The following is a 17,523-nucleotide window of genomic DNA, read 5'->3' as shown; positions in this document are numbered from 1 at the left end:
CGGGGCTGTCCCGTCAGGCGACCGACGGTGTGACGCTGCCCTGTTCGGCAGTGGACCCGGCAATCGATCCGGTCCGCTCGCGACGCCGGAACAGGAGTGCGGCGACCACGGCGCCGAGCAGGAACACGCCCGCTCCCCACCAGTAGGCGGCGTCGTACCCGGCCAGCGTCGCATCGGCAGCGGTGGCCTTCGTCAGCGGGGTGTGGTCCTCGAGGTACGCGGTCACGGCACCCGCGGCGACCGTGTTGAGCAGCGCCGTGCCGATGGATCCGCCGACCTGCTGACTGGTGTTCACCAGCGCGGACGCGACACCCGCGAACTGCGCGTCCACCCGGGCGGTCGCGTTCTGCATCGATGCGGGGATGATCGTCCCCATACCGGCGCCGAGGACCATCAGCGGCGGCATCACGTCGGCGGCGTAGCCGCTGTGCACGTCGAGGTGCGTCAGGTAGACCATGCCGACCGCGCCGAGCACCATGCCGATCGGCACGAGCACCTTCGGGCCGAACCGCGGCACCAGGCGGGTCGTGCCGAGCTGCGCCGCGATCACGAGCATGCCGATCATCGGCAGGAACCCGAGACCGGTCTGGATCGGCGTGTAGCCGAGCGTCGACTGCATGTAGTAGGTGACGAAGAGGAACACGCCGAACATGCCGATGCCGGCGATCAGGATGGAGAGGTAGGCGGCGCCGCGGTTGCGGTCCAGCAGGATCGACAGCGGCAGGATCGGGTCGGTGGTGCGGCGCTGCCAGAGGACGAACGCCACCGCGAGGACGACGAACGCGGTGAGCGGGATCCACGTGATCGCGGCGCCCCACCCGTCGCTCTCGATGTGCGTGATGCCGAACACGAGGCCGAAGAGCGCCCCGGTCACGAGTGCGGTGCCGACGAGGTCGAGCCGTGCGCGATCAGCGCTGCGCGGCGCGCGCCGGACGAACACGAAGGCGCCGAGGAGTGCGAAGACCGCGATGACGTCGTTGATGTAGAGGTTCCAGCGCCAGTCGAGCGTCTGGGTCAGCACGCCGCCGAGCAGCAGACCGATCGCACCGCCGGCACCGGCGATGGCGCCGAACACCCCGAACGCCTGCGCCTTCTCCTTCGGGTTGGTGAAGGTGGTGGTGAGGACCGCGAGGGCGGTGGGAGCGAGCAGGGCACCGAACGCACCCTGCAGCGCGCGTGCGGTCACGAGCAGCCCGAAGCTCCCCGCGGCACCGCCCAGCGCGGACGCGGCCGCGAACCCGATGACCCCGATCACGAACATCGTCTTCCGGCCGAGCAGGTCCGACAGTCGTCCGCCGAGGAGCAGGAGGCTCCCGAACGCGAGTGAGTACGCGGTGATGATCCACTGCCGGTCGGCGTCGGAGAAGCCGAGCTCCGACTGGGCCGACGGCAGGGCGATGTTCACGACGGTGGCGTCGAGCACGACCATCAGCTGGGCGAGGCCGACGACCCCCAGGGTCAACCAGCGGCGCGGATCCGCAGGAGGCGCGGAGGGTGCGAGGTTCTCGGACATGGTTCCCTCTCGGGGTCGATGAAATCAGCAAGCGTTGATATCCGAGGATACGCACGTCACCCGGAAAGTCAACGCCTGCTGAGATATGGTGACCGTGGACGCCACGACGGCGAGCCGGAGAGGAACCCACATGCCTTCCGCAGCACCCGGAGTCCGACCCCTGGGACGTCGGCCGGGCGCGGAGTCCTCGAAGTCGGACGTCCTCGACGCGGCGACGCGGCTGTTCGCGCGGGAGGGGTACGGCAACGCCACCGTCCGGGCGATCGCCGCTGAGGCCGGGGTGGACCCGGCGCTGGTCATCCGGTTCTTCGGTTCCAAGGAAGGCCTCTTCTCGGCCGTCATGGAACGACTGAACGTCAACCTGCCGGGGCTCCTGCAGGCCATGAACTCCTCGGAGCGACAGGACCGCGGGCGCGTCCTCGCCGAGCGGTTCCTCGCGCTGTGGGAGCACCCCGAGACGGGGCTCGCCACGCAGGCCCTCGTCCGGGGCGCGATCGGGTCACCGAACGCGACGGGCATGATGCAGCGGTTCCTCGAGGCCAACCTGTTCCACAGCGCCCCGCACCCCGCCGTCGCCACGGTGAGCGCGATGCTGGTCGGCGTCGCGATCGCGCGCTACGTCGTCAGCGCCGGACCACTGGCGGAGATGACCGTGCAGCAGGTGGTCGACACGATCGCGCCGTCGCTGCAGGTCCAACTCGAACAGCTCTGAGACGAGACGCCGAGGGAAGGGAACTCCATGGACATCGACGGCAAGGTCGCGCTCGTCACGGGCGCCTCATCGGGGATCGGCGAGAGCACGGCCCGCGCGGCGGCGGCCGCGGGAGCGAAGCTCGTGCTCGCCGCCCGCCGCGCAGACCGGCTCGAAGCACTCGCGGCCGAGCTGGGCGTCGCGGTCGTGGTCGTCACCGACATGCGGGACCCCGAGCAGATCCGGAACATGATCGCTGTCGCGGTCGAGCGGCACGGCGGTGTCGACGTGCTGGTCAACAACGCCGGCCAGGGGCTGCACGTCCCGGTCGAGCAGATCCAGCTCGACGACCTCCGTGCGATCGTCGAGCTCAACGTGTACGGACCGCTGCTGGCGATGCAGCTGGTGGCGCCCCTGATGCGCGCCCGCGGCGGCGGGAGCATCGTCAACGTCAGCAGTGGCACGACCCGTCTCGCCCGGACCGTGGGCGCGGGCGGGTACGCCGCCTCGAAGGCGGCGTTGAACATGCTGAGCCGGACGGCGCGGAACGAGCTCGCGGACGACGGCATCTCCGTCTCGACGGTGTACCCGTTCGTGACCGAGACCGAGTTCCACGACGTCCTGCGCGCGGGCGGACGCCCGGGTGCACGATCGGGGTTCGCGGCGGACCCGCCCGAGCGCGTCGCCGAGGCGATCCTCGAGCTCGTCCGCACGGGCGCCGAAGAAGCGCTGCTGGTCCCCGAGCAGCTTCGTGACGCCGTCTCCTGACCCAGCAACCGTCGACCGCAGCACGAAGGAGGACCCCATGAGCTCGTTGATGGATCGGTACCGGAAGAACTGGCCGCGTGTCGGGGCGGTGGCCGCGATGGCGCTCGGCGGCGCGAGCGTCCTCGGGTTCACGCGCAAGCGCCCCGGTGACGTCCGCGCCCTCGCCGTCATGAACTCGATGACCATGTCGGCGCACCAGTACGAGGAGTACGTCGACCCGGGCTACTTCCCCGGCATGACGAACCGCGTCCTGTTCCACAGCGACCAGCCCCGCAACTGGCCCCTCAACGCGCAGGGCCTCATGTGCGCGAACTGGGGCTTCAGTGCGCTGTACGTCCCGCCGATCCTGTTCCCGAAGGTACGGTGGCTCGTCCTTCCGGGAGCCGTCCTCGGCATCTTCCAGGCCGTCGCCCACGGGGTACTGATGCCCCGGGCGGCGCACACGAAGTACAGCCCGGGCCTCCTCACGTCGGCGTTGCTCCACGTGCCGATCGGCATCGCGGAGATCCGGGCCCTCCGAGCACAGGGTCGGATCACCCGCGGGGACTGGCTGAAGAGCCTCGGCGTCCTCGTCGGGTTCTTCGCCGTCGGCGTCATCCTGCCGAACGCGGCGTTCGCCAGGCGGGACTCGCCGTACCCGGTGAGCGACCGGCAGCTCGGGGCGTTCGGCGCAGGACGCCCGCGTCCGTCACGACGCGGGCGACGACGCTGACGGGTGGCGGCCGCTCCTCCCCCATGCACCGAACTCCTCCAGGAAGGCCCGGAACTCCTCGATCGCGTCGACGCCGCTCGTGACCGCCCGTTCGAGCGCGAGCCGCGACGAGCTCACGACGGCGACCGCGGCCACCCGGGCGGCGCGCTCGTCGTGATCGGTCGAGAGTGAGCGGATCACCGCGGCGATCCTGGCCTCGCTGACCTCGAGGACCTCGAGGAACACGGCCCAGTACTCCGGATCGGCGCGGATCAGCCGGTAGAGCCCGAGCGACCGTTCCGTGTCCGGGCCGTACACGGACTCGCTCCACGCCGCGACGACCGAGTCGACCGACGGCACGCCACGGCTGCGCAACGAGGTCATGAACGCCTCCGTCACCGCCGCGTAGACGGGGTGGATCCAGCGCGCCTTCGACGGGAACCACCGGTGGAACGTCCGCCGCGAGACGCCCGCGGCCTCGCGGAGTTCCTCGACACCGAGCGCTGTCGTGCCGGCCGCCAGGACCGCATCGGCGCAGCGTGCAGCCGCGGCGAGCTGGCGGGCATCGAGCAGATCCGTCACACCAGGACCGTACCGGAAACTCCAACTGGCACTTTGTGCCAAAAAGCGTATCGTGGCAGTCGGCCGCGAGACACGCGGCCGTCTCGATGTGGAGGACACACCATGAACGCAACCGCCGGATTCGACCGGGTCGACCTGAGCGGCAAGAGCATCATCGTGACCGGCGGCGGCAGCGGGATGGGGCGAGCGGCGGCGCAGCTCATCGCCTCGCGCGGCGCCTCGGTCACCGTCGTCGACCTCGCCGAACCGGGGGGCAACGAGACGGTCGCCACCATCACCGCCGCGGGCGGGACCGCGCAGTTCGTCCGCGCGGACATCACGAACGAGGACGACACCGCCGCCATGGTCGAGGCAGCCGTGAGCGCGTACGGCAGCCTCGACGGCGCGTTCAACAACGCCGGCATCATCGGAGCGGGAGCCCCCATCACGGAGTTCTCGCTCGCCGACTGGAACAAGACGATCACGATCAACCTCACCGGCGTCTTCGTGTCGATGCGTGCCGAACTGCGCTGGATGACCGAGCACGGCGTCAAGGGCTCCATCGTCAACACCTCCTCCGCGGCCGGCGTCATGGCGTACCCGAACCTGCCGGCCTACGTCGCGAGCAAGCACGGCGTCGTCGGACTGACCAAGCAGGTCGCCGTCGACTACGCCGCGAAGGGCATCCGCGTCAACGCGGTGCTCCCCGGCTCCACGATGACCCCGCTCGCAGCCGAGTCGTTCGCCGACCCGGAGCTCAAGGCCAAGGCCGAGTCGGCGCAGCCGATCGGCCGCCTCGGCGAGCCGGAGGAGATCGCCGAGATGGCCGCCTGGCTGCTCTCCGACGCCTCCTCCTTCGTCGTCGGCAGCGCGATCGCGGTCGACGGCGGCGTCACCGCCGCGTGAAGCCGCCCATGTGACGGACTGGAGGCGCGGTGCCGGCCGGTGCCGCGCCTCCAGTCCGCCCCGTCCCGCGTCGCGACCCGGGCTGCCTTCGCCCGTCAGCTCGCCTCGTCCGGACCGCCGGAGGGTGCCCCGCCGCCCATCCCGCCGGTGGCCTCCTGCTGCTCGACACTGTTCGCGTAGTCGTTGCTGGGATCGCGGTAGATGGTGTGCACGTGGCCCCAGCCGGAGGTGCTCACACCGTCGACGTCGGCACCCGCGGAACCGCTCTGCGACTGGAAGCCGACGGAGACGTTCGGTCCGGAGATCGAGAAGTCGATCCCGTCACCGGTGCTCAGGTCGTAGGTCGTCTCGCCGGACCACGGTACGGGCGCAGAGCGCCGGTCGACCGAGCCCCTGCCCCGCTGCTACGGCCGGTCTGGACCTCCGTGGCGGCGCCGGCGGCGCACCGCCGTGCCGACGAGACCGGCGAGGAGCAGGGCGGCCGCGACTGCGATCGGGATCCCGATGGAAGACCCTGTGTAGGCGAGGGGCCCGCCCGACCAGGCGGGAGACTCGTCGGAGGCGGCGGTACCCGAAGCGGAACCGCCCGAGTTCGGTCCGGCGGGAGTGGTCGGCGTCGGCGTCGGCGTCGGTGTCGGCGTCGGCGTCGGTCCTGGGTCGTAGACGTTCGTGAACCGGCAGTCGGCATCACCGAGTGCGGCGACCGTGACCGAGGTCGCGGCTGTGAAGTCGCCCGCCGATCCCGCGGCGCACTCGAGCGACCCGAGGCGGTACCCACCCGGCCCGGACTCGGAGAGGTCGTACCGAGTGCCGGGTCGCACGAGCAGCGATGCGCCCGCTTCGGAGCCGGTGACGGTCGTCGGCGCCAGCCCCGCCGGACCGTCCACCGGCACGGCGGTGAGCGACCAGTCCGACGCGGACGCGCTGCCGCCGTCGACCACCTTCGCCAGCGTCAGTCGCGCGGTCTGGTTGACGGCGACGCATCGCACCCATTCGCCGAGCGCGACGCTGATGCCGCCATTGGTGCCGTCGTCGTCGGTGCCGATCCAGGCCTCGCCACCGGTGTCCTGCGGGTCACAGGTCCAGCTCCCGGTCGAGCCCGCAACGGTCGCCGCAGGATCCCGGTAGTCCAGTTGCGCGTACCTGGGGTCACCGTCGGACTCAGAGAGGGCGTACTCGACGTCGGGCGTCACCGTGCCCGTGGCAGCCGGCGTCCCCGTCGCACCGCTCGGGCCGGCGGCTGCACCGCTCCCCGTCGGCGGGGTCGCGGTCAGCGTCCACGACGTCGGCGCTGCATCGCCGCCCTCGACCTCCTTCACGAGGGTGAGGCGGGTGTCGCACTGCACGGTGTTCGTCACGATCGCGGAGTTGTCGCCGGCCGCGAGCGCGGTCGGCCCCAGCGGCCGCGGACTGCCGTTGACCGTGAGCGCCGTACCGGTGACGGTGCAGAGCGGGAGGGAGATCTCAGTGTCCTCGCCGATGTCGACGACCTGCCCCTCCTGGTACCCGCCGTACTCGGCGCCGAAGTCCGCGGCGGCGCCGTCGAGACTCAGGGCGGCGCCGATGCCGGTCGGCTGCTGACCGTGCGGGTAGGTCCTGCCGTTCACGTCCCAGACCTTGTCCACGTGCAGCGTTGCAGGGACGACCGTGGGAGGAGCCTGGTTGTACACGACGCAGCTCACCCCCTGATCGCCGCGCATGGACAGGCTGAACCCGGGACCGGTGGATGCGGCGGTGGCCGTGACGCTCGCGCCCGTGGCGATGTCCCGGCAGGCCGTCGCCGACGGGATGAAGCTGTACCCGGCCTGCCCGGCGGTCGGCTGCTCGGTGACCTGGAGCGTCGTGCTGCTCGCGGGCGTGGGGAACTCCAGCGGGATGTTCACCGCACCGGTCCCCTCCGCGGTGGTGCCCGCCCCGCCCTGCACCGTCACCCCGGCGGACGCGGTGACGCCGAACGTCCACCCGCCCTCCGGGACGGCGTCCGCCACCGTTCCGCCGTCGGGCACGACCTCCTTGACGACGGTCAGCGTCGGGATGCAGTCGCCCTGCGCGACAACCTTGAGCTGCGCGCCCACTGCCGCGTAGTCCGCGGTCTGGAAGTAGTCCTGTCCGGCCACGGGTCCGGAGACGGCGGCGAGGTTGTCCGCGGAGGCGCTGGTCCCGGAACCGACGCCCATGGCGACGACCCGCGTGCCCTCGGCCTTCAGGGCGTTCGCCGAGAAGATCCCGTTCTCGACGGCGGAGAAGCGGGTCGAGCCGGTCGTGGTCTCCGACCCGGAGACGGTCGGGTTCCCGTCGGTCACCATGATCGCCTCGTCGAAGCGCTGTCCCGACGACGCGACCGAGTTGAAGGCCGCGTCCCAGTTCGTGTACTGACCGGGCGGTTGCGTCAGGGCCTGGATCCGGGCGTTCACCGCCGACGCCTGCGCCGCGGTCGCGACCGGGGTGGAGGGGATGCTCTCGGTGGCACCGGTGCCGAAGGTGAACACCGCGACCGAGGACGGTGTGCCCTGGAGCGACGAGACGAGCGTCTGGGCCGCCTGCTTCAACTGCACGAACTGCGCCGGGGTCACGGACGCGGAGAAGTCCAGGATGAGTGCGACGTCCAGTCCACAGACGCCCTTCGGCGTCGGGTCGACGCGGGAGTCCTGCCAGACGCCCGTGGACGCCTGGTACTGCGCCGACCCTCCGGCGGTGTTCGGGCTCATGAACGCGGTCCCCGACGAGTACGTCTGGCCCGGCTGCATCGCGGGCGTCACGAACCGGTACGGCGACGAGGTGAACGGCCCCGTCAGTGCGCCGAGGGTGAGCGTGTCGTTCGCGACGAACCCGGCCGGCGCCGCCGCCTGACGGACTGCGAACCGCCGGCCCGCGTTCGCGCCGCCGGGAGCGGTGTCCGGCACCGTGAAGGAGCAGTCCCCGTCGGCGTCCGACGTGCAGCGGGCCCACGGCTCGTCGATCGCGGTCCCGCTCGTGGGGTCCGCGAGCTGCAGCACCACTCCGGGAAGCGCGGTCGCCACCGTCGTGGCGTCCCGGTCCGCCCCGGTCGGCACCGTGATGACCGACGACGATTCGGTCGGCGTCGGCACGGCCGCGCCCGCCGGGACCGCGATCCCCAGGGCGGCGCCGAGCGTCGTGACGAGCGAGACGACAGGTAGCGCGAATCGCAGCCGCCGTCGTCCGGAAACCAGTTCGTTCTGCCCCCGCATGGGCGACACCATAACCCCGCGGAGTGCGTGAGGAAAGGGTTTGCGGACAACGAGGAGAACCGCCCGGGGGCCGAGGACGTTCGAGCGTGTTCTGGGAAGATCGACCGATGCGCGTCGATCGAGTCGTTCCGAACCTGACGGTCACCGACCTGCGGCGGGCGGTCGCCGAACACTCGGAGGTGCTCGGCCTCCGCGTGCTCATGGACCATGGGTGGATCGTGACACTCGGCGACGACGACGGCCATCAGCTCAGCGTGATGACGCGAGACGCCTCGGCGCCGGTCAATCCCGACGTGTCCGTCTTCGTCGACGACGTCCACACTGCGCTGTCACGGGTGGAAGCAGCCGGCCTGGATGTGGTGCATCCGCTGACGAACGAGCCCTGGGACGTCACACGCTTCTTCTACCGCACCTCCGACGGCCGGGTCATCAACGTCGGGACGCACACGGACTGACCCGGCCCCGACCGCAAGACGGTCGAGGCGCAGAAATCGCGTAGTTGCTTGCGGCGTCGTGGGCGATCCTGGAGGCAGCGACGGCCGCGCGGGCTCCTCGAACCCGCTCTGGCACATCTCGACCGCATGGACCGGGGCTAGTTCGACCCCCACAGCTTCTCGAACCGCGTCGTGAAGTCGGCCGGCCCGTACCATTCGCCGGATGCTTCGGCCGCTGACGTCAACGCGATGTCGCCGACGTTGTCACGGGTGAAGAGCCGGAACGGGATGTCGTAGGACGGGACCGTCTGCTTCGTCATCAGTCGGAGCGCCGCGTCCGCCTCGGCCCACCCCTGGTACGCGACCGCCTGGCCGGCGTCGACGGAGAGGAAGTTCTTGTTCTTGAGCATCGCGAGTCCGCCGCCGATGGTCGCGGCCGTCGAGGCTCCCTTGATGCTCGCTGCACGCCCGCTCTGCTGCACACCGCCCTGGACGGGTTGCAGGAACTGGTCGAACTCGGAGATCACGTAGTCCGCGTCGGGGTTCTTCAGGAGCACCGAGCTGGTCGAGGACGGGATGAGGGAGAAGTTCGCCGACGACACCGGGTTGGTCGTCACGGTGCAGGCGGGGCACTGGGACGCGAACTCCTTCTTCGCTGCGGCGATGTACTGCTTGGTCGAGGGCGAGTCGGTGTCCTGGGTGACGACGACGTCGGCCTTCCCGCCGGAGTCGACGATGATCCAGTCCGCGATCGCCTTCAGCTCGTCGCTCGCAGGGTCCGTCAGGTACGCGAGCGTGCTGGAACCCGGGTGCGCCCCGTCCGGCACCTGGTCGGTGACGAGCACCGGGATGCCCTTCTGCTGGGCGGCGGTGAGGGTGTTCGCGGCGAGCGCGTACGGGACCGATTCGGTGATGATCGCCCCGGCGTCCGCACTCGTCGCCTGGCTGATGCAGCCGTTGATCGTCGACGGGTTCGAGTTGCCGTTGCAGATCTGCACGGACACGCCCACCGACTTGAGGGCCGCGGTGAGCGCCTTGCCGGTGACCAGGAACTGCGACGTCTCGACGAACGGCACCCAGTAGACGGTCTTGCCGCGCAGGGAGGCGATGTCGGGGATCGAAGCCGTCGGGACCTTGTAACTGCTCTGCGGGGATTCGAGCTTCTCGACCTTCGCCGACAGCGTGCTGTCGGCGGTGCTGGACGATGCGGTGCTCGACGCGGAGGACACGGTGCTGCACCCGGCGAGCGCCGTGAGCAAGGCTGTTGCGAGGGCGATCGCGGCGATCCGCTGACGGGCGCCCTGGGTGTGTTCGGTGGTCATTGCCGGCCCTTCTGACTTCGTTGGCAGATCGGTGCGCATGACCCGGAGGCGACGTCGATGTCGTTCCGCCTGGGCGGATCCGGATCACTAGTAATGTTAATGTAACTATATCTACTGCGTTCCGCAACGGTCGTCCCGGCCGCGTCCACGCGGTCGCGCGGGTCCAGGCGGTCGCGCGGGTTCAGGCGCTCACGCGAAGACGACCGTGTGGTTCCCGTGGCGGATGACGCGGTCTTCGCTGTGCCACTGCACGGCGCGTGCGAGCACGGAGCGCTCGACGTCCGCACCCCGTCGTCGGAGATCGACGGCGGTGTCCGCGTGCGTGACCCGGACGACGTCCTGCTCGATGATCGGCCCCTGGTCGAGGTCCTCGGTCACGTAGTGCGCCGTCGCGCCGATCAGCTTCACGCCGCGTTCCTTCGCCTTCGCGTACGGCCCCGCACCGACGAAGGCGGGGAGGAAGGAGTGATGGATGTTGATGATCGGCACGTCCACCTGTTCGATGAACTCCGCGGAGATGATCTGCATGTACCTGGCCAGGACGATGAAGTCGACGTTGCCCTGCAGGAGCCGCAGGTGTTCGGCTTCCGCCGCGGTCTTGTCCGGTCCGCCGGACGGGACGTGGAAGAACGGGATCCCGAAGCCGCGGACCTCGTCCGCGGTGTCCGTGTGGTTCGAGATCACCATCGCGATGCTGACGGGCAGCTCACCACGACGGTGCCGCCAGAGCAGTTCGAGCAGGCAGTGATCCGACTTGGACGCGAAGATCGCGACGCGTTTCGGGGCGCTCGTGTCGCGCAGCGTGAACCGGAGGTCGAACCCGTCGGAGAGCCGCGAGGACAGGGCCTCGTCGATGTCCGGCAGGACGGCGCTCAGACCGGGAACGCTGAACTCCGTGCGCTGGAAGAACTGCCCGCCGTCGGGGTCGTCGGAGTACTGGTCGAGCGAGACGATGTTCGCGCCGAACCGGCCGAGGACGCTCGCGATGCTCTCCACGATCCCCGGGCGGTCCTGACCGTCGACGATGAGCGTGGCGACCGCGGCCTCCCTGCCGCTGTCGCTCGGGACGCTGGTGACCGTTTGCGCGATCGTCATCGTGCGGACTCCTTCCGGAACTCCTGGATCCACTCCGCGGTCGCACGCAGGCCGCCGAACGTGTAGAAGTGCAGCGCGATCGCGCCGTGGCGGTGCTCGTCGTACTTCGCCGCGAGCTCGGTGATGAACCGGTCGGGCCCCGCGGTGCCGAGCAGGTTGGTGATCGAGAACCCGTACTTCTTCGCGATCCCCGCACTGGTGCCGACGCCGAAGCGACGGGCGTAGCCCACGAGCCGCTTGATGCCGGCGGGACCGGGCACGCCGATCCGGATCGGCAGGTCGATGCCGCGCTGCCGGACCCCGTCGACCCAGCGCAGGACGGCGTCGACATCGAAACCGAACTGGGTGATGATCTCGCCTTCGGCTCCGGCCTCGGCGATCGCGGCCACCTTCTGCTCGAGGGAGGACCAGAGGTCCGCTTCCGGGATCAGGGGATGACCCTCCGGGTACCCGCCGACGCCCACGCACCGGACCCCGTACCGTCCGACGATCCCCGAGGTGATCACGTCGATCGCTCCGTCGTACGGTCCGATGGGTTCAGGGGGGTCGCCCGCGATCACGAACAGCGAGTCGCTCGTGCCGTCCGCGTGCAGTGCGCCGACGAAGTCGTCGAGTTCGTCGCGGTCGGCGATCCGCCGCGCGGAGATGTGCGGGACCGGGCGGAAGCCGGCGTCGCGCACCGCCCGTGCCGCTGCGCGCCGCATCCCGGCGTCCTCGTTGCCGAGGAACGTGACGTTGATGCGCGTCCCCGGTGGCAGCGACGGTGCCGCTTCGAGCATGGCGTCGACGTCCTTCGCGGTCATCTCCACGGAGAAGTCGGCGAGGATCGGTCGCACGTCGGTGCCGGTGCCGGTGGTCGGACTGCTCATGCGCTCGGCATCCCCTGCTCGGTCACGCCACCGCGGTGTTCGCGCGGTACTGCGTGCGGGCGAACGAGTCGAACGGCGACGGCTGCACGGTGGCCCGGATGCGCGGGAACCCGAGATCTGCGTCGGCAGCGGTGCCGGCTCCGGGATGCTCGCCCCAGACGACCTCGACCTCGCTCCCGGGCTCCGCGAACGCGTCCTCGATCACGGAGAGCGCGAGGATCGTGCCGAGGGGACCGATGGTCGCCGTCCAGAACGTCATGCCGGCGAGCTCGCCCTTCGCCTCGATGCGGTACCGGCCGTAGCTGAGCCGGAAGTCGAGGCCGCCGCCGAACACGCGGTCCACGTCGTCGCGGTTCAACACGAGCGTCACCCGGCTGCGGTGCACCTCGCTCTTCGCCGCGAGGAGTGCGTCGCGTCCGATGAAGTCGTGGTCGAAGGAGACCGAGCGTCCGTACCCCAGCTCCCACGGGGAGAGGTAGTAATCCTCGATGTCCTCCGAGAAGAAGCTCCCGTTGAGCGGCTTCTGCCCCTCGTACGAGAACAGGCTGAGCGATCTGCGGTAGTCCTCGAGCGCCGGGTCCGTGTAGATCGCCGGAGTCGGCGTCGGGATCCAACCGCTCTCGATGCCGTTCGTGAAGTACGCCAGCCCGCCGACCTGCTCGATGCCCGACGGAGCACCCGCCGCGAGGAGTGCGTCCTTGACCGCCTGGTGGTCCTCGTAGCGACCGATGAACTCGTACCCCGCCTGGCCGGCCATCCCGTGCCGGAGGGCACGGATGTGCTTGCCGGCGAGCACGACCGGCTGCGAGTGGAAGAACTTGATCTCCGGCAGCGGGCCGCCGAACGCACGCGCGACGACCTCCATCGCGAGCGGACCCTGCACCTGGTAGCGGAACAGCTCCGGGTCGCGGTCTTTCCTGACCGACGAGTCCGGGTCGGTGTCGAACGCGACGTCGTACCCGCCCTCGGCGCCCCAGTACTTGACCCAGTTCTGCGCGGCCGGGACACCGCTCAACGTGTACGCGTCCTCCGCCTCGCGGAGGAGGATGCCGTCGACGATGATGTTGCCGTCGTTGGCGACGGGGATGAACTGCTTCGCCTGGTCCACGGCGAACTTCTCGTAGTTGTTCGCACTCACGTCGCTGAGGAGCCGGGTCGCGTCGGGTCCCTCGATGCGGGTGTCGAACATATGGTACGAGAGGTCGAACAGGGCGACTCCCGAACGCCACGCCTCCTGCTCCGCGCTCCAGCCGGCGTACTCGGGAGCGACCACGGGCACCGACCACGGCGACACACCTGGCTTCCAGAGGAGGTTGATCGCGGACCCGGCCTGATCGATGCCGTCCTGCACGCTGGGAGTGGCCATGGGAGTCTCCTGCTCATCATCGAGTGGTTACGTTTATGAAACCATACGCACCTCCCTCGGTAGGCTGTCAAGAGTGACGGGGCAAACAGACGACGAATCGATCGCGGACTTCGCCGATGCCGTGCTCGACATCGCGCGGAAACTGGCGCTCCGAGCTCCGGATCGGCGCGAGATCGTGCCCCTGACCGGCACCGAGGTCGACGTGATCCGCGAGATCATCCGGAACCCGGGCACCAATGCGACGCAGATCGCCGCAGCGACGAGGCTTCGGCGGAGCAACGTCAGCGCGGCCATGCGCGTGCTCGAGTCCCGGGAACTGATCATCAAGGAACAGGTCGCCGAGGACGCACGGTTCGTGCGGCTGACGGCGACGCCGTACGCGATCGAGAACGTCGAGAAGATCCGCGCGCTCTGGGTACGACGGCTGCGTGCACTACCGCCCGCACTGCTCGCGGAGGCCGCCGCCGCGCACGAGCTGCTGGAACGCGTGAACAGTCACATGGAGGCCTAGGTGTCGTTCCCCGTGAGGTTGTGAACGCGGTCTGATGGGGTCCTGCCGCCGAGGCCGGTGTGGGGTCGGTGGTGATTGTAGTGATGCAGCCAGTCAGCGTAGGCGGGACCGTTATCGGTCATCACCGCCTCGATCGCGCACCCGGCTTGGTCGAAGAACTCTCGAGCGCGCCGCCAGAACCCGATGACGGTCTCGGTGCGCTCATCGCCGTGGATCTCAGAGAACACCAGCCGGGAGTGGTCATCGACCGCGTGGTGGAGGAACGCGTAGCCGCGACCACGTTTGCCACTGTTCTTGCGTCCTTGGACCTTGCCCAGCGTAGAAAGCGTTGAGGCCGTACCCGAGCAATTCGGGTACGGCCTCTGATCAGGTGTTTCTCGGTCGGGCTGACAGGATTTGAACCTGCGACCCCTTGACCCCCAGTCAAGTGCGCTACCAAGCTGCGCCACAGCCCGTGAGTCCGGTGAGGGACCCAGCCACCCGCGTCCGACCGGAGCGCGGAGCAGCCCGACCAGCATAGCGGACGCCGGGCCCCTCCATCACCACGGCGAGTCGCACCCGGAGTGCAGGTGCGAGCGCTCAACGGCCGCCCGGCCGCACCACCTCTCGCCGCGCCGCCAGCCACGGCAGCGCGAACCCGGCGAGCAGCCCGCCGAGTCCGTCCGCCGCGAGGTCCCCGATCGTGTCGACGTACCCGACGGCGACGGCCGAGTCGACGTAGGTGTGGCCGGCCCACTCCCCGACCTCCCACACGGCACCGATGCCGAACCCTGCGATGGTCGCCAGCACCACTGCGATCGGCTGCCGCGCACGTTCCACCGTGGACACCGCGCCGACGTCGGACCCGATGACGTACGCCACCGCCGCGAGCACGCCGGTCAGCAGGACGTGCACGACCTTGTCCCAGAGGAACACCGTCGTGTACCACTCGAGGACGCTCGACCACCCGGAGACGAGCACGAGCACGCACACGAGCACGTCGAACGCCGGCCGCAGCCCGAGCATCCTCGGCACGACGACGCCGAGCAGGCACAGCGACATCACCGCGAACGAGGTGCCGCCCCACCCGATCACCGCGACGACGAGGCTCACGAGCGTCAGCGCCCGCACGACGTCGGCGACGAGGAACCGCGGCCGCAGGAACGTCGGTCCGAGCGAGGCGATCACGACGCCCACCGGACGACCGCGTGCACGGCCGCGTGGTCGGACGGCCAGACACCGCCCGGCCGGCGGTCCGACACGGCGACCCGTTCGACGGTCGCCTCCCCCGTCACGAGCACCCCGTCGATGCGCCGGCCCCCGACACGCTGACGCGCGTAGTGCGGGTACGTGCCGTAGGGCTCGGTCACCTGTCTGGAGGCGCGGCTCCAGCTGTCGACGACGCCCGCCTCCGCGAGGCCTCGCCATGGGGCGGAGCCCGCCGCGCAGTTCCAGTCCGCCATCACGACGGCGGGCAGGCCGCGTTCCCGGACGATCCGACCGAGGAGTTCGGCGGACCGCAGTCTGGCCCAGGGCGACAGGACGTCGAGGTGCGTGGCGAGTGCGGTGAAGCACGCGCCCGTGGCACGGTCGCGGACGACCGCGCCGACGACGTGCCGCGGGAACGCGGTCCCCCAGCTCCGGGAACCGCGCCGGTGCGGGCGGCGGGAGAGCGCCCACGACCGGCGCTCGACGACTTCGACCCGCGAACGGTCGAGGAACAGCCCCACCTGTTCCCCGCCGCCGCGGCGTCCGCGCCCGACGAGCACGGGTTCCCAACGCGACCCGAGGGCGGCCGTGAGGTCCGCGGACTGGGCGGGCAGCGCCTCCTGGACGGCGAGGACGGTGGGAGCTTCGGAGGTGACGAGCGCGACCACGGCGTCCCGCCGGAGCGCCCACGAATCGGGGTGCCCGGTGGGCCGCGGGACCCGGCGGCGGACGTTGAGCGTCATGCAGTGCACCTCGGGCGGCTGCACCGCGCCGATGAGCGGGCGGTCGTCGTCGGGCATGCGTCCCTTCTACGAGACGACACCCGTCGGATTCCCAGGGACGTTCGCAGACGGCTCGTAGGGTGGCTCGATGCGTTCCGGCCCCACCTCCCGTGTCCTCCTCGCACTCGCGGCCACCGGGCTGCTGCTCGGAGCCGCCGGGTGCACCGGAGGACGACCGGGAGCCGCGCGGCCGACGCTCGCGGAGGCCCGGGCCGACACCGTGACGGTCGCCGCACAGTCCGACGCCGCCGAACGCTCCGTCCGGACGAGCCGTGCCCTGTTCGGGACCGCGCCCGGGGCCGTGGTCGCGCCCGGCGACGACCCGGACGCGGTCCGATCCGCGGCGAGCGCTGCGGAGGCCGCGCACGTGCCGGCACTCCTCACCGGCTCGAGCGGTGCCGACGTCGCTCGCGAGCTGCACCGGCTCGGCGCCGACTGGTACGAGGCCGAGGGCGACGTCTCGATCGACACCGACGTGCCGGAGCGGGACGCACCGGACGGTGGTCACGCGCCGGCGTCGAGCCGGGCCTCCAGGACGGCCACCGTGGTCGTGGCGGACGCGCGTGCGGAAGCCGCAGCCGTGGCGACCGCGAAGGCCGCGGGCGCGCGGGTGGTGACCATGCCGCGCGGGGTGACCGACCCGGCAGCGGCGCCCGGTGTCGTGACGGCGCTGCACGAGCGGGCCGACCACCCGACGGTGCTCGTCGGGGCTGCCTTCGGCGCGCTCGGTGACGCGGAGTGGACCGTGCGCGCAGCGGAGAACGGCTGGCAGCTGCCGAACGGCGGGCAGCGTCCGTTCGACGGGCACCGCTACGTCGCGCTGTACGGCGCGCCCGGTGCACCCGCGCTCGGTGTGCTCGGTGAGCAGGGCCCCGAGGCGACGGTGCAGCGCGCACGGTCCGTCGCGGCCGGCTACGAGGGCCTCGGCGACGTGCCGGTCACGCCCGCGCTGGAGGTGATCGCGACCGTCGCCGCAGGCGATGCCGGACCGGATGGGGACTACTCCTCCGAGCTGCCCGTGTCGACGCTCGAGCCGTACGTGGACGCCGCGCACGACGCCGGGATGCCGGTGATCCTCGACCTGCAGCCGGGGCGCGCGGACTTCCTGTCGCAGGCGAAGCGGTACGAGTCCTTGCTGGCCGAGCCCGGTGTGTGGCTCGCGCTCGACCCGGAGTGGCGCCTCGGGCACGACCAGGTGCCGTTGCAGCAGATCGGGAGCGCGACGGCATCCGAGGTGAACGAGGTGTCGTCCTGGCTCGCACAACTCGTGCGGGCGCAGGGGCTGCCGCCCAAGGCGCTCGTGCTGCACCAGTTCCGGCTGTCGATGGTCCAGGACCGGTCCGCTCTGCAGGAACACCCGGAACTCGACCTGCTCATCCACGCGGACGGGCAGGGGTCGCAGCCGGACAAGCAGGCGACGTGGAAGGCCTTGCACGCGGACGCCCCGTCGGGCGTGCACTGGGGTTGGAAGAACTTCACCGACGAAGACCAGCCGATGCTGTCGCCGCAGCAGACGATGGCGGACGTGTCGCCGACGCCGTCGCTGGTGACGTACCAGTAGCAGGTTGTCCACGGTCTGCAGGCGCGACCCGCTTCCGTCGGTCGGTGCTGACAGCA

The 17,523-nt window shown here is 70.6% G+C and carries 17 protein-coding genes, 1 tRNA gene and 1 pseudogene; 7 read left to right on the top strand and 12 right to left on the bottom strand.

Annotated elements, in window-relative coordinates; translation table 11 throughout:
• Positions 1-13: 13 nt before the first annotated feature.
• Entirely contained in the window at positions 14-1,513 is a 1,500-nt protein-coding gene (locus HP507_RS07880; protein WP_175351227.1) for an MFS transporter, read from the bottom strand.
• A gap of 130 nt (positions 1,514-1,643) precedes the next feature.
• Here HP507_RS07880 and HP507_RS07875 point away from each other — a divergent pair, with 130 nt between their 5' ends.
• From HP507_RS07875 to HP507_RS07865, 3 genes are read left to right on the top strand one after another with little or no spacing between them, the layout of a single operon-like run.
• Positions 1,644-2,225 (top strand): TetR/AcrR family transcriptional regulator, encoded by a 582-nt coding sequence (locus HP507_RS07875; RefSeq protein WP_175351226.1) that lies wholly within the window; start codon positions 1,644-1,646, stop codon positions 2,223-2,225.
• Positions 2,226-2,252: 27 nt separating this feature from the next.
• Positions 2,253-2,972, top strand: coding sequence for an SDR family oxidoreductase (locus tag HP507_RS07870; protein ID WP_175351225.1), 720 nt, complete (start codon positions 2,253-2,255; stop codon positions 2,970-2,972).
• Positions 2,973-3,009: 37 nt separating this feature from the next.
• A complete protein-coding gene (locus HP507_RS07865; RefSeq protein WP_175351224.1) occupies positions 3,010-3,684 on the top strand; it encodes an HXXEE domain-containing protein in 675 nt (224 codons plus the stop codon).
• On the opposite strand, the gene HP507_RS07860 is transcribed toward HP507_RS07865, so the two are convergent.
• Positions 3,661-4,245 (bottom strand): TetR family transcriptional regulator, encoded by a 585-nt coding sequence (locus HP507_RS07860; protein ID WP_175351223.1) that lies wholly within the window; start codon positions 4,243-4,245, stop codon positions 3,661-3,663. The two genes, HP507_RS07865 and HP507_RS07860, sit on opposite strands and share 24 nt — an antisense overlap.
• 102 nt (positions 4,246-4,347) lie before the next feature.
• On the opposite strand from HP507_RS07860, the gene HP507_RS07855 reads away from it, so the two are divergent.
• Entirely contained in the window at positions 4,348-5,130 is a 783-nt protein-coding gene (locus tag HP507_RS07855; protein WP_175351222.1) for an SDR family NAD(P)-dependent oxidoreductase, read from the top strand.
• 95 nt (positions 5,131-5,225) lie between these two features.
• Here HP507_RS07855 and HP507_RS07850 read toward each other — a convergent pair.
• Together HP507_RS07850 and HP507_RS07845 are read right to left on the bottom strand one after the other, a co-directional pair.
• A pseudogene (locus HP507_RS07850) lies at positions 5,226-5,480 on the bottom strand (DUF3500 domain-containing protein); the annotation flags it as partial.
• Between the two features lie 54 nt (positions 5,481-5,534).
• Positions 5,535-8,339 carry a VWA domain-containing protein gene (locus HP507_RS07845; protein ID WP_175351221.1) on the bottom strand — a complete coding sequence of 935 codons (2,805 nt, stop codon included), beginning with the start codon at positions 8,337-8,339 and terminating at the stop codon, positions 5,535-5,537.
• 107 nt (positions 8,340-8,446) lie between these two features.
• On the opposite strand from HP507_RS07845, the gene HP507_RS07840 reads away from it, so the two are divergent.
• Entirely contained in the window at positions 8,447-8,794 is a 348-nt protein-coding gene (locus HP507_RS07840; RefSeq protein WP_175351220.1) for a VOC family protein, read from the top strand.
• 137 nt (positions 8,795-8,931) lie between these two features.
• Here HP507_RS07840 and HP507_RS07835 read toward each other — a convergent pair whose 3' ends face one another.
• From HP507_RS07835 to HP507_RS07820, 4 genes are all read right to left on the bottom strand, one after another.
• Entirely contained in the window at positions 8,932-10,095 is a 1,164-nt protein-coding gene (locus HP507_RS07835; RefSeq protein WP_175351219.1) for a sugar ABC transporter substrate-binding protein, read from the bottom strand.
• A 189-nt stretch (positions 10,096-10,284) separates the two neighbouring features.
• Positions 10,285-11,190 (bottom strand): formyltetrahydrofolate deformylase, encoded by a 906-nt coding sequence (purU, locus tag HP507_RS07830; protein ID WP_175351218.1) that lies wholly within the window; start codon positions 11,188-11,190, stop codon positions 10,285-10,287.
• Entirely contained in the window at positions 11,187-12,059 is an 873-nt protein-coding gene (locus tag HP507_RS07825; protein ID WP_175351217.1) for a methylenetetrahydrofolate reductase, read from the bottom strand. The genes purU and HP507_RS07825 overlap by 4 nt, the downstream gene beginning before the upstream one ends.
• Before the next feature lie 22 nt (positions 12,060-12,081).
• Positions 12,082-13,425, bottom strand: coding sequence for an aminomethyl transferase family protein (locus HP507_RS07820; protein ID WP_175351216.1), 1,344 nt, complete (start codon positions 13,423-13,425; stop codon positions 12,082-12,084).
• A 73-nt stretch (positions 13,426-13,498) separates the two neighbouring features.
• Between HP507_RS07820 and HP507_RS07815 the strand changes: the two genes are divergently transcribed.
• Entirely contained in the window at positions 13,499-13,936 is a 438-nt protein-coding gene (locus tag HP507_RS07815) for a MarR family winged helix-turn-helix transcriptional regulator (protein ID WP_175351215.1), read from the top strand.
• Here HP507_RS07815 and HP507_RS18540 read toward each other — a convergent pair.
• The 4 genes from HP507_RS18540 to HP507_RS07795 all read right to left on the bottom strand — a co-directional run bounded on the left by HP507_RS18540 (position 13,933) and on the right by HP507_RS07795 (position 15,924).
• The gene (locus tag HP507_RS18540; protein ID WP_175351241.1) at positions 13,933-14,253 is read right to left on the bottom strand and encodes a DDE-type integrase/transposase/recombinase; all 321 of its coding nucleotides are present in this window, start codon (positions 14,251-14,253) and stop codon (positions 13,933-13,935) included. The genes HP507_RS07815 and HP507_RS18540 overlap by 4 nt on opposite strands.
• Before the next feature lie 64 nt (positions 14,254-14,317).
• Positions 14,318-14,391: transfer RNA gene (locus HP507_RS07805), tRNA-Pro, on the bottom strand.
• A 124-nt stretch (positions 14,392-14,515) separates the two neighbouring features.
• Entirely contained in the window at positions 14,516-15,103 is a 588-nt protein-coding gene (locus HP507_RS07800) for a DUF2238 domain-containing protein (RefSeq protein ID WP_175351214.1), read from the bottom strand.
• Entirely contained in the window at positions 15,100-15,924 is an 825-nt protein-coding gene (locus tag HP507_RS07795) for an endonuclease/exonuclease/phosphatase family protein (protein WP_175351213.1), read from the bottom strand. The genes HP507_RS07800 and HP507_RS07795 overlap by 4 nt, the downstream gene beginning before the upstream one ends.
• A 70-nt stretch (positions 15,925-15,994) precedes the next feature.
• On the opposite strand from HP507_RS07795, the gene HP507_RS07790 reads away from it, so the two are divergent.
• Complete coding sequence (locus HP507_RS07790; protein ID WP_175351212.1) at positions 15,995-17,467, top strand: hypothetical protein; 1,473 nt, start codon at positions 15,995-15,997, stop codon at positions 17,465-17,467.
• The last annotated feature ends 56 nt before the right edge of the window (positions 17,468-17,523 follow it).

The sequence above is a fragment of the Curtobacterium pusillum genome, from assembly GCF_013359865.1.
Lineage (GTDB): Bacteria > Actinomycetota > Actinomycetes > Actinomycetales > Microbacteriaceae > Curtobacterium > Curtobacterium pusillum.
This window is presented reverse-complemented; position numbering and strand designations above follow the sequence as displayed.

Excerpts from the sequence above, each read along its gene's own strand:
- HP507_RS07880 (WP_175351227.1), bottom strand. The coding sequence starts at position 1,513 with ATGTCCGAGAACCTCGCACCCTCCGCGCCTCCTGCGGATCCGCGCCGC.
- HP507_RS07875 (WP_175351226.1), top strand. The coding sequence starts at position 1,644 with ATGCCTTCCGCAGCACCCGGAGTCCGACCCCTGGGACGTCGGCCGGGC.
- HP507_RS07870 (WP_175351225.1), top strand. The coding sequence starts at position 2,253 with ATGGACATCGACGGCAAGGTCGCGCTCGTCACGGGCGCCTCATCGGGG.
- HP507_RS07865 (WP_175351224.1), top strand. The coding sequence starts at position 3,010 with ATGAGCTCGTTGATGGATCGGTACCGGAAGAACTGGCCGCGTGTCGGG.
- HP507_RS07855 (WP_175351222.1), top strand. The coding sequence starts at position 4,348 with ATGAACGCAACCGCCGGATTCGACCGGGTCGACCTGAGCGGCAAGAGC.
- HP507_RS07845 (WP_175351221.1), bottom strand. The coding sequence starts at position 8,339 with ATGCGGGGGCAGAACGAACTGGTTTCCGGACGACGGCGGCTGCGATTC.
- HP507_RS07840 (WP_175351220.1), top strand. The coding sequence starts at position 8,447 with ATGCGCGTCGATCGAGTCGTTCCGAACCTGACGGTCACCGACCTGCGG.
- HP507_RS07835 (WP_175351219.1), bottom strand. The coding sequence starts at position 10,095 with ATGACCACCGAACACACCCAGGGCGCCCGTCAGCGGATCGCCGCGATC.
- purU (WP_175351218.1), bottom strand. The coding sequence starts at position 11,190 with ATGACGATCGCGCAAACGGTCACCAGCGTCCCGAGCGACAGCGGCAGG.
- HP507_RS07825 (WP_175351217.1), bottom strand. The coding sequence starts at position 12,059 with ATGAGCAGTCCGACCACCGGCACCGGCACCGACGTGCGACCGATCCTC.
- HP507_RS07820 (WP_175351216.1), bottom strand. The coding sequence starts at position 13,425 with ATGGCCACTCCCAGCGTGCAGGACGGCATCGATCAGGCCGGGTCCGCG.
- HP507_RS07795 (WP_175351213.1), bottom strand. The coding sequence starts at position 15,924 with ATGCCCGACGACGACCGCCCGCTCATCGGCGCGGTGCAGCCGCCCGAG.
- HP507_RS07790 (WP_175351212.1), top strand. The coding sequence starts at position 15,995 with ATGCGTTCCGGCCCCACCTCCCGTGTCCTCCTCGCACTCGCGGCCACC.